The sequence below is a fragment of the Paracoccus sp. UBA5162 genome (assembly GCF_002413585.1).
Classification (GTDB): domain Bacteria; phylum Pseudomonadota; class Alphaproteobacteria; order Rhodobacterales; family Rhodobacteraceae; genus Paracoccus.
On record NZ_DHXG01000025.1, the window covers coordinates 15,067 to 27,664 of the forward strand.

The following is a 12,598-nucleotide window of genomic DNA, read 5'->3' on the forward strand; positions in this document are numbered from 1 at the left end:
ACCAACATGGCCGGCCGCGGCACCGACATCCAGCTGGGCGGCAATGTCGACATGAAGGTGATGGAGGCGCTGAATGCCGATCCCGACGCCAACCCCGACGAGTTGCGCGCCCGGATCGAGGCCGAACACGCCGCCGACAAGCAGCGCGTCCTGGATGCGGGCGGGCTGTTCGTCCTTGGCACCGAACGCCATGAAAGCCGCCGCATCGACAACCAGTTGCGTGGCCGGTCGGGCCGGCAGGGCGATCCCGGGCGGTCGCTGTTCTTCCTGTCGCTGGACGATGACCTGATGCGGATCTTCGGGTCGGAACGTCTGGACAAGGTGCTGTCCAGCCTGGGCATGAAGGAAGGCGAGGCGATCATCCACCCCTGGGTGAACAAGTCGCTGGAACGCGCCCAGGCCAAGGTCGAGGGCCGAAACTTCGACATCCGCAAGCAATTGCTGAAATTCGATGACGTGATGAACGATCAGCGCCGGGCCATCTTCAGCCAGCGCCGCGAGATCATGGACAGCGACGAGGTCGGCGAGATCGCCGCCGACATGCGCCATCAGGTCATCGAGGACATCGTCGACGAGTTCCTGCCGCCGAAATCCTATGCCGACCAGTGGAATACCGAGGGCCTGAAGGCGGCGGTGCGGGAACGGCTGAACATGAACCTTCCCGTGGACGAATGGGCCGAGGAGGAGGGCGTCGATCAGGAGGCGATGCGCGAGCGGATCGAGCAAGCCACCGACACCTACATGGCCGAGAAGGAACAGGGTTTCGGGCCCGAGAACATGCGCAATATCGAAAAGCAGGTTCTGTTGCAGATGATCGACCAGAAATGGCGCGACCATCTGGTGACGCTGGAACACCTGCGTTCGGTGGTCGGCTTTCGCGGCTACGCGCAGCGCGATCCGTTGTCGGAATACAAGACCGAGGCATTTCAGCTGTTCGAGACGTTGCTGGACGGGCTGCGCTTCGACGTGACCCAGCGTCTGGCCCAGATCCGCCCGCTGACCGATGCAGAGCGCGAGGAAATGCTGCGCCAGATGGTCGAGCAGCAGAAGGCGGGACAGGAACATCTGACGATGGAGCACGGCGACGAACATCGGTCGGATGACGATGCCGACAAGCCCGAACCGCTGGTCGAGGGTTTCGACGAAGCCGATCCCGCGACCTGGGGGAATCCCTCGCGCAACGATATCTGTCCCTGCGGTTCGGGAAAGAAGTTCAAGCATTGCCACGGCGCAATCTGAGGCAGCGTCACCGCCTTTTGCGTCCCGCGACGGCGTTCGCGTCCGCCGGGCGGGGGACAAGCCCCCGCCACGATCGGGCGCGAAGGGCGGCGGGCGCCGCCTTCAGCCCAGCCTTTGCGGCAGCGCCCGTCCGCGCAGCATCTCGGGGGCCGGCATCGGGCGCTTGCCAGGACGCTGGGCTTCGAGGATCTCGACGGCCCCCTCGCCGCAGGCGACACGAAATCCCGACAACACCGCGCCCGGCAGGCCCTGTCCGGGCGCCAGCCGCGACCGCAGCAGCTTGACCCGCTCGCCCGCGATTTCGCACCAGGCGCCGGGAAAGGGCGACAGGCCCCGGATCAGACGGTCCACCTCGACGGCCGGCCGGGTCCAGTCGATCCGCGCCTCGGCCTTGTCGATCCTGGCGGCGTAGGTCATGCCCTCCGCGGGCTGCGCGACCGCCGGCAAGGGCAGCCGTCCAAGCACATCGACGATCAGTTCCGCGCCCATCACGGCCAGCCTGTCATGCAGATCGGCGCCGGTCTCCTCGGGCCCTATGGCGGTCCGCGCCTCGGCCAGGACAGCCCCGGTATCCAGCCCGGCCTCCATCTGCATGACCGCGACACCGGTTTCGGCATCGCCCGCCATCACCGCGCGCTGGATCGGGGCGGCCCCGCGCCAGCGTGGCAGCAGCGAGGCATGAATGTTCAGGCAGCCGAATCCCGGCGCATCCAGGATCGGCTGCGGCAGGATCAGCCCATAGGCGACCACGACCGCGACATCCGCCTCGAGCGCGGCAAAGGCCGCCTGCGCCTCGGTATCACGCAACCGCTCGGGCACCCGCACCGCGATCCCCAATTCCCCGGCCACGCGATGCACCGGCGAGGGTCGCGGCTTCTGCCCTCGTCCCGCCGCGCGCGGCGGCTGGGAATAGACTGCCACCACCTCATGGGCAGCCGCCACCGCGCGCAGGGCCGGAACCGAAAACTCCGGCGTTCCCATGAAAATGACGCGCATTCCCGCCTCCTGCTTTGGTCGTCTCATATCCCGCAAGGGGATCCGGAGGGCGCAGTCCCCGGGCTATCCCCGGCGCGCCAGCTTTGCCGATTTCTGAACCAGCATCTTCCGCCTCAGCGGCGACAGATGGTCGACATAGACCTTGCCGTCCAGATGGTCGATCTGATGCTGCACACTGGTCGCCCAGAGGCCGACGAAATCGCGTTCCTCCACAGCGCCATCCGGATTCAGGAACCGCACCGTGACGGCGCGCGGCCTGCTGATCCGGGCAAAGACACCGGGCAGGTTCGGGCTGGCCTCGTCGTGATCGCGCATCTGCACGCTTTCGTGCAGCACTTCGGGATTGGCCATCAGCACCGCCTGCCCGCGTCGGTCCGAAGCATCGACCACCGCCAGCCGCAGCATGATCCCGATCTGCGGCGCGGCAAGGCCCACACCCGGCATTGCCTCCATCGTGTCGACCATGTCGTCCCAGATCATCCGCACCGTCTCGGTCACCGCCCCGATCGGTTCGGCCGCGCGATGCAGGCGCGGATCGGCGTAGGCGATGACGGGCCGCACGCTCATGCCCAGTCCAGGATCAGCCGCCCGTCCAGATGATCCGCCTCGTGCTGTGCGATCCGCGCGGCCCAGCCATTGAATTCGCGGCTTACCAGATTGCCGTCCAGCCGATACCAGCGCATCGTGACCGCGACCGAACGCGGCACGGCGACCGCCCGTCCGGGGATCGACAGGCAGCGCTCCTCGGCCATGTCCTGCTGGTCCGAACGGACCAGGATCTCGGGATCGCAGAGGATCAGGGGTTCCGGCGCGCCGTCCTTCCAGCCGGCATCCATGACCACGATCCGCCGCAGCACCCCGATCTGGGGCGCGGCCAACCCGCGCCCTTCGGCCGCATACATCGTGGCCAGAAGATCGGCGGCCAGTCGGGCAAGCTCGGCCCCGCCCAGATAGCCCGAGGGCTGACAGATCTCGCGCAGCGCCGGGTCGGGATGGCACAGGATCGGCCGCACCACGCCCCCCGCCAGCGGATCGGGCAAGGCGGGCCGCAGCGGGCCGGGCCGGGACACCATGTCAGGCACGGGCGCGCTCGCGTTTCAGCTTGACCATCTTGCGGGTGATCATCTGCCGCTTGACCGCCGACAGGTGGTCGATGAACAGGATCCCGTTCAGGTGGTCCAGTTCGTGCTGGGCGCAGGTCGCCCACAGCCCGTCGAAGTCTTCCTCATGTGTCCCGCCGTCCAGTCCCAGCCAGCGCATCCGCACCTGGGCCGGCCGGGTGACATCGGCATATTGATCCGGAATCGACAGACAGCCCTCGTCATAGGTGTTGAGCGCCTCCGAGGTCCAGGTGATCTCGGGGTTGATCAGCACCATGGGACGTTTCTCGGTCTCCGGCTCCCGGCTCGCATCCATCACGAATAGCCGCACCCCCGCCCCCACCTGCGGCGCGGCCAGGCCGACACCCGGCGCCTCATACATCGTGGCCAGCAGATCGGCCGCCAGCGACTCGATCTCGGGCGTGACGCGGGCGACGGGATCGGCCACCTTCTTCAGGCGGGGATCGGGATGGATCAGGATCGTGCGCAGGCTCATGCCGGTGGATTTAGGCGATGGCTTCACCATAAGCAACAACCCGCGTATGCAGGGCGGAAACGCCCCAGCAGGAAAGCCGCCATGACCCGACCCGATTTCGATCAGATCATCGACCGCGTTGGCACCCGTTGCTCGAAATGGGACGACATGCAGATGACCTATGGCGTGGCGCCGTCGGACGGACTGGCGATGTGGGTCGCCGACATGGATTTCCGCCCGCCCCGGGCGGTGCAGCGGGCCGTCCAGCGCGCCGCCGACCACGGCATCTACGGCTATCCCGGCCGCAATGCGCCCTATCTGGAGGCGATCCGCTGGTGGCATGAAAACCGCCATGGCTGGCAGATCGAGACGCCGTGGATCCTGACCACGGCGGGACTGGTCAATGGCGTCGCCATGGCCATCGACGCCACCACCGAACCCGGCGACGGCGTGATCGTGATGTCGCCCGTCTATCACGCCTTCGCCCGCGTCATTCGCGCCTCGCGTCGCGAACTGGTCGAATTTCCACTGGCCCTGCGCGAAGACCTCTATCGGATGGATTGGGACAACTGGGACAGCCTGTTGACCGGGCGCGAGAAAGTCCTGATCCTCTGCTCGCCGCACAATCCCGGCGGCCGCGTCTGGTCGTACGAGGAATTGCGCCAGGTCGCCGATTTCTGCATCCGCCACGATCTGATCCTGATCTCGGACGATATCCATTGCGACCTGACGATGCCGGGCCAGACCCACAGCATGATCGCCAAGGTCGCGCCCGAACTGCGTGACCGGCTGATCACCCTGACCGCCGCCACCAAGACCTTCAACATCGCCGGCGCCCATATCGGCAATGCCATCATCGCCGACGATACCCTGCGCGAAGGGGTTCGCCGCGCGCTGCTGGCGCGTGGCGTATCGGCCGCCTTCATGGGCGCGGACATGGTCGCCGCCGCCTATTCGCCCGAAGGCGCGGCGTGGGTCGATGCGCTGACCGAATATCTGGATGGCAACCGCCGCCTGTTCGACGAGGGCGTGAACGCGATTCCGGGCCTGCGATCCATGCCGCTGGAAGCCACTTATCTGTCCTGGGTCGATTTCTCGGGCACCGGCATGACGCCCGAGGATTTCACCGCCCGCGTCGAGAAGATCGCCCGCATCGCCGCCAATCATGGCCACACCTTCGGCAAGGGCGGCGACAGCTTTCTGCGTTTCAACATCGCCACCCCCCGCGCCCGCGTGGCCGAGGCCGTATCGCGCCTGCAAGACGCCTTTGCCGATTTGCAGTAGGAAACGGCGCGCCGCCGCCAGTTCCGGCGCCTTGCGGCGGGCAGGCAGTCCGTTCGCCTCGGCCGCGCCAGGAAACGGCAAGACCCCGCCCGGATCCGCAGCCTGCCCAGCGTCCCGCGACCGCCGGGGGACTTTGCGTCCCCCGGACCCCCTGCAAGGTATTTTCCAAGAGGGCGAAGGCCGTCCGTGGCGCTGGACCTTCCTGCGCCTTGGCGCTAGGTGGGCGACACGATCCAGATGCAAGGTCCGCCATGTCCCGTCCCATCGCCCTGAAACGCGCACTGATCTCGGTCTCGGACAAGACCGGACTGATCGATTTCGCCCGCAAGCTGGAGGCGCGCGGGGTCGAGATCCTGTCCACCGGCGGCAGTGCCAAGGCCATGCGCGAGGCCGGGCTGGGCGTCGTCGATGTGGCCGATGTGACGGGTTTTCCCGAGATGATGGACGGTCGCGTGAAGACCCTGCACCCGGCCGTTCACGGCGGCTTGCTGGCGCTGCGCGACAACGAGGAGCATCAGGCCGCGATGCAGGCGCACGGGATCGAGCCGATCGACCTGCTGGTCGTCAACCTCTATCCGTTCGAGGAAACGGTCGCCAAGGGCGCGGATTACAACGATTGCATCGAAAACATCGATATCGGCGGGCCGGCGATGATCCGGGCGGCGGCCAAGAATCACGGCTTTGTCAGCGTCATCGTGGATGTGCAGGATTACGACGCATTGCTGGCGGAACTGGACGCCAATGACGACCATACCACCTGTGCTTTCCGCCAGCGTCAGGCCCAGATCGCCTATGCCCGCACCGCCGCCTACGATGCCGCCGTCAGCACCTGGATGGCAAAGGCCATCGGCGAGGACACGCCGCGCCGCCGCGCCTTCGCGGGCACGCTGGCGCAGGGATTGCGCTATGGCGAGAACCCGCATCAATCGGCTGCGTTCTATGTGACCGGAGAGGCGCGGCCCGGTGTCGCCACCGCGAAGCAATGGCAGGGCAAGGAATTGTCCTACAACAACATCAACGACACCGATGCCGCGTTCGAGCTGGTCGCCGAATTCGACCCTGGCGACGGTCCCGCCTGCGCCATCGTCAAGCACGCCAATCCCTGCGGCGTGGCGCGCGGCGGAACCGCGATCGACGCCTATCGCCGGGCCTTCGATTGCGACCGGACCTCGGCCTTTGGCGGCATCGTGGCGCTGAACCGCCCGCTGGACGGGGCCACCGCCGAGGAGATCGTGAAGATCTTCACCGAGGTCGTCATCGCGCCGGATGCCGACGAGGATGCCAGGCGCGTCTTTGCCGGCAAGAAGAACCTGCGCCTGCTGACCACCGGCGGCCTGCCCGACCCGGGCGAAGGCGGCATGACCTATCGCCAGGTCGCAGGCGGGTTTCTGGTGCAAGGGCGCGACAACGGCCATGTCGGGCGCGACGCGCTGAAGATCGTGACCGACCGCCAGCCGTCCGAGGCCGAGATGGCCGATCTGCTGTTCGCCTGGAATGTCGCCAAGCACGTCAAGTCGAACGCCATCGTCTATGCCAAGGACCAGGCGACCGTCGGCATCGGCGCAGGCCAGATGAGCCGCGTGGACAGCACCCGGATCGGCCGCCGCAAGTCCGAGGACATGGCCCAGGCGCTTGAACTGCCGCTGCCGCTGACCGTCGGCGCGGCCGTGGCCTCTGACGCGTTCTTCCCCTTTGCCGACGGGATCGAGGCCCTGGCAGAAGCGGGCGCCCGCGCGGTGATCCAGCCCGGCGGCTCGGTCCGCGACGACGAGGTGATCGCGGCGGCGAATGAATTGGGGCTTGCCATGGTTTTCACCGGCCAACGGCATTTCCGGCACTGATGCAAAACGAACTGCCCTTCGAGGCGGAAAGACCGCCCGCCAAACCCGCCCGAAAACCGCGCCGGCCGCGCAAACCGAAACCGCCGCCGCGGGCGGACATGCGGCTGACCGGCCGGCTTGCGACCGTGATCATCGTGCTGGACCAGGCGCTGAAATACTGGGTCCTGCAGCTGCTGAACCTCGACCTTCTGCGCCGGATCGACGTGGCGCCGCCCTGGCTGAACTTGCGGATGGCTTGGAATCAGGGGATGAATTTCGGGCTGATGGCGTCGGACCGGGACCTGACGCGGTGGCTTCTGATCGGAATCGCGGTGGCGATCTGCATCTGGGTCTGGATCTGGCTTCGGCGCAGCAATGCCGGGCTTCTGGCCCGGATCTCGGGCGGTCTGCTGATCGGCGGAGCCATTGGCAACGTGATCGACCGACTGCGCTATGGCGCTGTGGCCGATTTCCTCAACATGTCGCTGCCGGGCTGGGACAACCCGTTCAGCTTCAACATCGCCGATATCAGCATCTTCGCCGGCGCCATCGTGCTGGTTCTGCTGCCGCAGGAAAAAAAGGGCTCGACCGGGACCAAGGCGCGCAAGTCCGCCGCCGCGAAGCGGCCCGGGGCGCGGGGCGACAAGCCGCGTGACGGGGCCGAGAATTCGCGATAGAAGAAGCCAAACGACGAAGGGGCAGGATATGCGGGCTTTTGCGCTGATCATCGGATTTACGGCCTTGGCCGGGCTTTCGGCGTGCAGCGGCGACCCGCGTCTGATGAACATTCGCGCAGGTCAGAGCAGCCCCGACGAATTTGCCGTGCTGCCGTCGAAACCCCTGTCGATGCCGCCTGATCTGGCCGTTCTGCCGGCGCCGACTCCGGGCGGGCCCAACATCACCGATCCGACGCCGCAGGCCGATGCGGTGGCCGCGCTTGGAGGCAATCCTGCGCGGCTGGACGACCGCGGCATCGCCGCTTCGGATCAGGCGCTGGTGGCCTATGCCGGGCGGGCCGGCACGAATCCCGACATACGCCCGGAACTGGCGCAGGCGGATCTTCGCTGGCGGTCGCGCAATGCCCGCCGCCCGCTGGAGGCCCTGTTCGGCACCTCGGTCTATCAGCGCGCCTATCGCAGCATGGCGCTGGATGCCACTGCGGAACAGATCCGCTGGCAGCGCGCCGGCGCGCGGACCTCGACCTCGCCGGCCCCGGCGGCCAAGTAGGCGCGCCATGGTTCCGGGCTTCGATCCGGCCTCGCCGGATTTCGGCCGCGATCCCTGGCCGGTCTATGCCGCGATCCGGGCGCTGCCCGAATTGCCCTGGCTGGCGGGATTCGAGGGCCATGTCGCGGCGCGGTTTCACGATGTAAGCGCCATCGCCTCGGACCGGCGGATGGTGCGGGGCGCCGCCGCCTTTGCCGCGCCCGGCGACAGAGACCGCCTGCGACGGGCCGAGAATTTCCACGACATGCCGTTTCATGAACGCTTCGTGCAGACCTCGATGCTGGAGCTGGACGGCGCCGACCATGACCGGCTGCGCCGTGCGGTCTTTCCCTTCTTCACAAAGACCCGGCTGGAAAGCCTGCGCGATTGGGTTGCGGACCATCTGGGCGCGCGGCTGGACGCGCTGCTGTCCCGCGAACGGATCGACTTCGTGACCGATCTGGCCCATGACCTGCCAGGCCAGGTGATCGGGCACCTGATCGGCACCGACCCGGCGATGGCGCGGCAGATGACGGAATGGTCCGAGGCTGTCGTGACCTATTTCGACGTCAGCAACCGCACCCCCGCGCGCAAGGCGCGGGCCGAGCAGGCGACACGGCTGTTTCACGACCTGTTGCGGGATCTGTGCGCGCAGCGCCGGATCCGGCCGCGCGACGATCTGACCAGCGCCCTGACCCTTGCCGAGGCCCGCGGGCAGATGAGTGGTGACGAGGTGATCTCGACCCTGATGCAGCTTCTGCACGCGGGCCATGGCTCGACCGTGGACGCGATGGGCAACGGCATGGCCGCGCTGCTGGCCCATCCCGACCAGATGGCGCTGCTGCGCGCCGATCGCGCGCTGATGCCGCAGGCGGTGCAAGAGATGTTTCGCCATGCCGCGCCGCTGCCCTTCTTTCACCGCTATGCCTCGGTCGATCTGACGATCTGCGGGCGAGATTGGCCGAGGGGCACGAAGTTCGGCCTGCTCTATGCCAGCGCCAACCGCGATCCCGCGGCGTTCGAGGGACCGGACCGGTTCGACGTGACCCGCAGGCCGAACCTGCATCTGGCCTTCGGCGCCGGTCCGCATGTCTGCCTGGGCAACAATCTGGCGCGGCTGAACATGGAAGTTCTGTTTGACGCCTTGCTGGCGCGGACGACGCGGATCGAGGCCGCAGGCGAGGCGACATGGAAGACCGGCCTGCAAGCCCACGGCCCGACGAGCCTGCCGGTCGCGCTGTCAGGGTAGAGGTCGGAAACACAGGCTGGCGCCGCGCCGTTCGCCGGCGTGGGCGCGATCGGCCACAGCGCGCTGCGTCGCGCCGCACACAATGCCGCGAGACGGGTTGCGCCCCGCCTGCGCGGGCGGCAGATTTCCGCCACCACACGAGGAGGTTCCGACCCGATGCGCCGCGCCCCTTTGCCCGCAGCCCTTGCCTTGTCGCTGTCCGCGCTGCCGGCGCTGGCCGATATGCCGGAAGGCGTCAGCAGCTTCACCCTGCCCAACGGGCTTGAGACCGTCGTGATCGAGGATCACCGCGCCCCGGTCGTGGTCCAGATGGTCTGGTACAAGATCGGCGCTGCGGACGAAGCGCCCGGAAAATCCGGCATCGCGCATTATCTGGAACATCTGATGTTCAAGGGGACCGACACGTTGGGCCCCGGCGAATTGTCCCGAACCGTGACCGCCAATGGCGGTATGGACAACGCCTTCACCTCTTACGACTACACCACTTATTTCCAGCGCATCGCCAGCGATCGCCTGCCCCTGATCATGAGGATGGAGGCAGACCGCATGGCGAACCTGAAGATCGGCGAGGACGATTGGCAAGCCGAACGCCAGGTCGTGCTGGAGGAACGCGCCCAGCGGACCGACAGCGATCCGCGCGCCCTGTTCGGCGAGGAACAGAGCGCGACGCTGTATTACAACCATCCCTACGGCCGCCCGGTCATCGGCTGGCGGCAGGAGATGATGGACCTGACGCGCAAGGATGCAATCAAGTGGTATGACGACAATTATTCCCCAAGCGAGGCGGTGCTGATCCTTGCCGGTGACGTCACCCCGGAAAAGGCCCGCGAGCTGGCGGAAAAATATTACGGCCCCATTCCGGCCAAGGCAGAGGCCGCACCCCGTATCCGCCCGCAGGAACCCACGCAGCGCAGCCCGCGCAGGATGGAGATGGTCGATCCCCGCGTTCCCCAGCCGGTCATGACCCGCATGATCCTGGCGCCCGAGCGGAATCCGGGCGACCAGGCCAGGGCTGCCGCGCTGACGGTGCTGGCCGAATTGCTGGGCGGATCGATGCAGACCTCGGTTCTGGGGCGCGAATTGGCGCTGAAGGGCAAGGCGATCTGGGCCGGGGCCAGCTATGACGGACTGGCGGTCGATCCGACCAATTTCACCATCTCGATGATGCCCGCGCAAGGATTGTCCCGCGACAAGGCCGAGGCCGCACTGGACAAGGTGCTGGCCGATTTCCTCAAGACCGGTCCGGACAAGGCCGATCTGGAACGGGTCAAGACCAGCATCCGCGCCGCCCGCATCTATGCCCGCGATTCCGCCCAGGGCCGGGCCTATGATTACGGGCAGGGTCTGGCCACCGGGCTGAGCATCGAGGATGTCAACGACTGGCCCGACATCCTCTCGGCGGTTACCGCCCAGGACGTGATGGCGGCCGCGCAGGAGGTGCTGACCAGCGACGCCCGCGTCACCGGCTGGCTGCTGCCCGCACCGCCGGCCGAGACGGCAGCCAATTCCAGCGCCGCAGCCGTTCCAGGCGACGCGGCCGCGCCGCCCGCCGCCGCCACTGCCGAAACGCAAAAGGAGATCGAAGGATGATCCGCGCCGTCATCGCCCTCGTCGCCACCCTGATCGCGCTGCCGGCCTGGGCCATCGAGATCCAGAAGGTCACGTCGCCCGGCGGCATCGAGGCGTGGCTGGTCGAGGATCGCTCGATCCCCTTCGTCGCGCTGGAATTCGACTTCAGGGGTGGCACCAGTCTCGATGCGCCGGGCAAGCGTGGTGCGATCAACCTGATGACCGCCACGCTGGAGGAAGGCGCGGGCAAGCTGGATTCGACCGCCTTTGCACGGGCGGTCGAGGATCTGGGGGCCGACATCTCTTTCGACAGCAGTCAGGACGCGCTGAGCATCGACATGCGCACCCTGACCGAGAATCGCGACGCGACCGCGGATCTGCTGGCCAAGGCGCTGACCCAACCGCGTTTCGATCAGGATGCGATCGACCGGGTGAAGGGTCAGGTTCAGGCGATCATCCGCGCGAACGCAAACGATCCGCAATCCATTGCCAGCGAGAAACTGGCGCAACTGGCCTTTGGCGATCACCCCTATGGCAGTTCGGCCAATGGCACGGCTGAATCCGTGGCGCGGCTGACGCGGCAGGATCTGGTCGCCGCGAAGAACCGCGTTCTGGCGCGGGACCGGGTGGTGGTTGGCGTCTCGGGCGATATCACGCCCGAGGAACTGGGACCGCTGCTGGACCGGATCCTGGGCGGTCTTCCGGAAAAAGGCACCGCCCCCCTGCCCGAACCTGCGCAATTGAACCTCGGCAACGACGTGACCGTGATCGACTGGGACAGCCCGCAGACCGTGGTCAGCTTCTATGGGCCGGGCCTGCCCATCGACGACCCGGACTACTTCGCCGCCTATGTCGCCAACCACATTCTTGGCGGCGGCGGCTTCGGTTCTCGTCTGATGGAAGAACTTCGCGAAAAGCGGGGCTTGACCTATGGCATCTATACGGGGCTCGCGACCGGACTTTATGGTCAACGCTGGCTTGGCGGGATGCAGGGTTCGAACGCCTCGATCGGCCAGGCTCTGGACCTGATCCGCAAGGAATGGGAAAAGATGGCCAAGGATGGCGTCAGCCAGCAGGAATTGCGGGATGCGAAGACCTATCTGACCGGGGAATATCCGCTGCGTTTCGACGGCAATGGCAAGATCGCGGGGATCCTGGCCGGGATGCAGCTTGTGGGCTTTCCCATCGACTACGTAAACACCCGCAACCAGAAGGTCGAGGCCGTCACCGCCGAGGATGTCCAGCGCGTCGCTGCGCGTCTGCTGAACCCGGACCAGTTGCGCTTTGTCCTGGTCGGCCGTCCGGAGGGGGTCGAAACCGCGAAAGCCGGGACCGGGTCGCCGCCCGCCGGGCAGGCGGCCGAGACGGAGAACGCAGTCAATTGAGGGAACTTGGCCGGGAGCGATCCCGGCCATGTTCACCCACAGTTCGGCCGGATCACTTGACCTGGACTGCGCCGCTGCCGCCAAGCGCCGCGCCCGCCACGGCGCCGACCGGCCCGCCGACGACGGCGCCCGTTGCCGCGCCGGTCGTCGCGCGGGTTGCGGTATTCGGGCCGCAGGCCGCTACCAGCAGCGTCAGGCCCAATGTCATTGCCACACTTACCTTACGCATTGTTTCGTCCTTTTTTGAAAAGCTGTGTTGCCTCAACCGCCAAACC

At 66.9% G+C, this 12,598-nt stretch carries 13 protein-coding genes; 8 read left to right on the top strand and 5 right to left on the bottom strand.

All coding sequences use genetic code 11. The annotated features are described in order from the left end of the window. Positions 1-1,239: SEC-C metal-binding domain-containing protein (locus tag B4A72_RS03305; RefSeq protein ID WP_292978083.1), on the top strand; the 1,239-nt coding region annotated here is incomplete at its 5' end. Between the two features lie 102 nt (positions 1,240-1,341). Here the strand turns inward: B4A72_RS03305 and fmt are convergent. The 4 genes from fmt to def (B4A72_RS03325) form a co-directional block, all read right to left on the bottom strand. After that, positions 1,342-2,235, bottom strand: coding sequence for a methionyl-tRNA formyltransferase (gene fmt / locus B4A72_RS03310; RefSeq protein ID WP_292954631.1), 894 nt, complete (start codon positions 2,233-2,235; stop codon positions 1,342-1,344). Positions 2,236-2,298: 63 nt separating this feature from the next. Beyond that, positions 2,299-2,802 carry a peptide deformylase gene (def, locus tag B4A72_RS03315; protein ID WP_292954634.1) on the bottom strand — a complete coding sequence of 168 codons (504 nt, stop codon included), beginning with the start codon at positions 2,800-2,802 and terminating at the stop codon, positions 2,299-2,301. Further along, a complete protein-coding gene (locus tag B4A72_RS03320) occupies positions 2,799-3,308 on the bottom strand; it encodes a peptide deformylase (protein WP_292954637.1) in 510 nt (169 codons plus the stop codon). The genes def (B4A72_RS03315) and B4A72_RS03320 overlap by 4 nt, the downstream gene beginning before the upstream one ends. Before the next feature lies 1 nt (position 3,309). Beyond that, the gene (gene def / locus B4A72_RS03325; RefSeq protein WP_292954640.1) at positions 3,310-3,831 is read right to left on the bottom strand and encodes a peptide deformylase; all 522 of its coding nucleotides are present in this window, start codon (positions 3,829-3,831) and stop codon (positions 3,310-3,312) included. An 81-nt stretch (positions 3,832-3,912) separates the two neighbouring features. On the opposite strand from def (B4A72_RS03325), the gene B4A72_RS03330 reads away from it, so the two are divergent. From B4A72_RS03330 to B4A72_RS03360, 7 genes are all read left to right on the top strand, one after another. Next, positions 3,913-5,094 carry a MalY/PatB family protein gene (locus B4A72_RS03330; protein ID WP_292954643.1) on the top strand — a complete coding sequence of 394 codons (1,182 nt, stop codon included), beginning with the start codon at positions 3,913-3,915 and terminating at the stop codon, positions 5,092-5,094. Between the two features lie 251 nt (positions 5,095-5,345). Beyond that, positions 5,346-6,935 carry a bifunctional phosphoribosylaminoimidazolecarboxamide formyltransferase/IMP cyclohydrolase gene (gene purH, locus B4A72_RS03335; RefSeq protein WP_292978084.1) on the top strand — a complete coding sequence of 530 codons (1,590 nt, stop codon included), beginning with the start codon at positions 5,346-5,348 and terminating at the stop codon, positions 6,933-6,935. Next, complete coding sequence (gene lspA / locus B4A72_RS03340; protein WP_348670849.1) at positions 6,935-7,591, top strand: signal peptidase II; 657 nt, start codon at positions 6,935-6,937, stop codon at positions 7,589-7,591. Before purH ends, lspA begins: the two co-directional genes overlap by 1 nt. A 103-nt stretch (positions 7,592-7,694) precedes the next feature. Further along, on the top strand, positions 7,695-8,141 hold the full coding sequence (locus B4A72_RS03345) for a DUF3035 domain-containing protein (protein WP_414692155.1): 447 nt from the start codon (positions 7,695-7,697) through the stop codon (positions 8,139-8,141). A 7-nt stretch (positions 8,142-8,148) separates the two neighbouring features. After that, positions 8,149-9,369 carry a cytochrome P450 gene (locus B4A72_RS03350; RefSeq protein ID WP_292954651.1) on the top strand — a complete coding sequence of 407 codons (1,221 nt, stop codon included), beginning with the start codon at positions 8,149-8,151 and terminating at the stop codon, positions 9,367-9,369. A gap of 156 nt (positions 9,370-9,525) precedes the next feature. After that, positions 9,526-10,959 carry a M16 family metallopeptidase gene (locus tag B4A72_RS03355; RefSeq protein ID WP_292954654.1) on the top strand — a complete coding sequence of 478 codons (1,434 nt, stop codon included), beginning with the start codon at positions 9,526-9,528 and terminating at the stop codon, positions 10,957-10,959. Beyond that, complete coding sequence (locus B4A72_RS03360) at positions 10,956-12,323, top strand: M16 family metallopeptidase (protein WP_292978085.1); 1,368 nt, start codon at positions 10,956-10,958, stop codon at positions 12,321-12,323. Before B4A72_RS03355 ends, B4A72_RS03360 begins: the two co-directional genes overlap by 4 nt. 52 nt (positions 12,324-12,375) lie before the next feature. Here the strand turns inward: B4A72_RS03360 and B4A72_RS03365 are convergent, their stop codons facing one another. Then, a complete protein-coding gene (locus B4A72_RS03365) occupies positions 12,376-12,552 on the bottom strand; it encodes a hypothetical protein (protein ID WP_292954660.1) in 177 nt (58 codons plus the stop codon). Between the last annotated feature and the right edge of the window lie 46 nt (positions 12,553-12,598).

Excerpts from the sequence above, each read along its gene's own strand:
- B4A72_RS03360 (WP_292978085.1), top strand. The coding sequence starts at position 10,956 with ATGATCCGCGCCGTCATCGCCCTCGTCGCCACCCTGATCGCGCTGCCG.
- lspA (WP_348670849.1), top strand. The coding sequence starts at position 6,935 with ATGCAAAACGAACTGCCCTTCGAGGCGGAAAGACCGCCCGCCAAACCC.
- def (WP_292954640.1), bottom strand. The coding sequence starts at position 3,831 with ATGAGCCTGCGCACGATCCTGATCCATCCCGATCCCCGCCTGAAGAAG.
- B4A72_RS03345 (WP_414692155.1), top strand. The coding sequence starts at position 7,695 with ATGAACATTCGCGCAGGTCAGAGCAGCCCCGACGAATTTGCCGTGCTG.
- def (WP_292954634.1), bottom strand. The coding sequence starts at position 2,802 with ATGAGCGTGCGGCCCGTCATCGCCTACGCCGATCCGCGCCTGCATCGC.
- B4A72_RS03350 (WP_292954651.1), top strand. The coding sequence starts at position 8,149 with ATGGTTCCGGGCTTCGATCCGGCCTCGCCGGATTTCGGCCGCGATCCC.
- purH (WP_292978084.1), top strand. The coding sequence starts at position 5,346 with ATGTCCCGTCCCATCGCCCTGAAACGCGCACTGATCTCGGTCTCGGAC.
- B4A72_RS03320 (WP_292954637.1), bottom strand. The coding sequence starts at position 3,308 with ATGGTGTCCCGGCCCGGCCCGCTGCGGCCCGCCTTGCCCGATCCGCTG.
- B4A72_RS03365 (WP_292954660.1), bottom strand. The coding sequence starts at position 12,552 with ATGCGTAAGGTAAGTGTGGCAATGACATTGGGCCTGACGCTGCTGGTA.
- B4A72_RS03330 (WP_292954643.1), top strand. The coding sequence starts at position 3,913 with ATGACCCGACCCGATTTCGATCAGATCATCGACCGCGTTGGCACCCGT.
- B4A72_RS03355 (WP_292954654.1), top strand. The coding sequence starts at position 9,526 with ATGCGCCGCGCCCCTTTGCCCGCAGCCCTTGCCTTGTCGCTGTCCGCG.
- fmt (WP_292954631.1), bottom strand. The coding sequence starts at position 2,235 with ATGCGCGTCATTTTCATGGGAACGCCGGAGTTTTCGGTTCCGGCCCTG.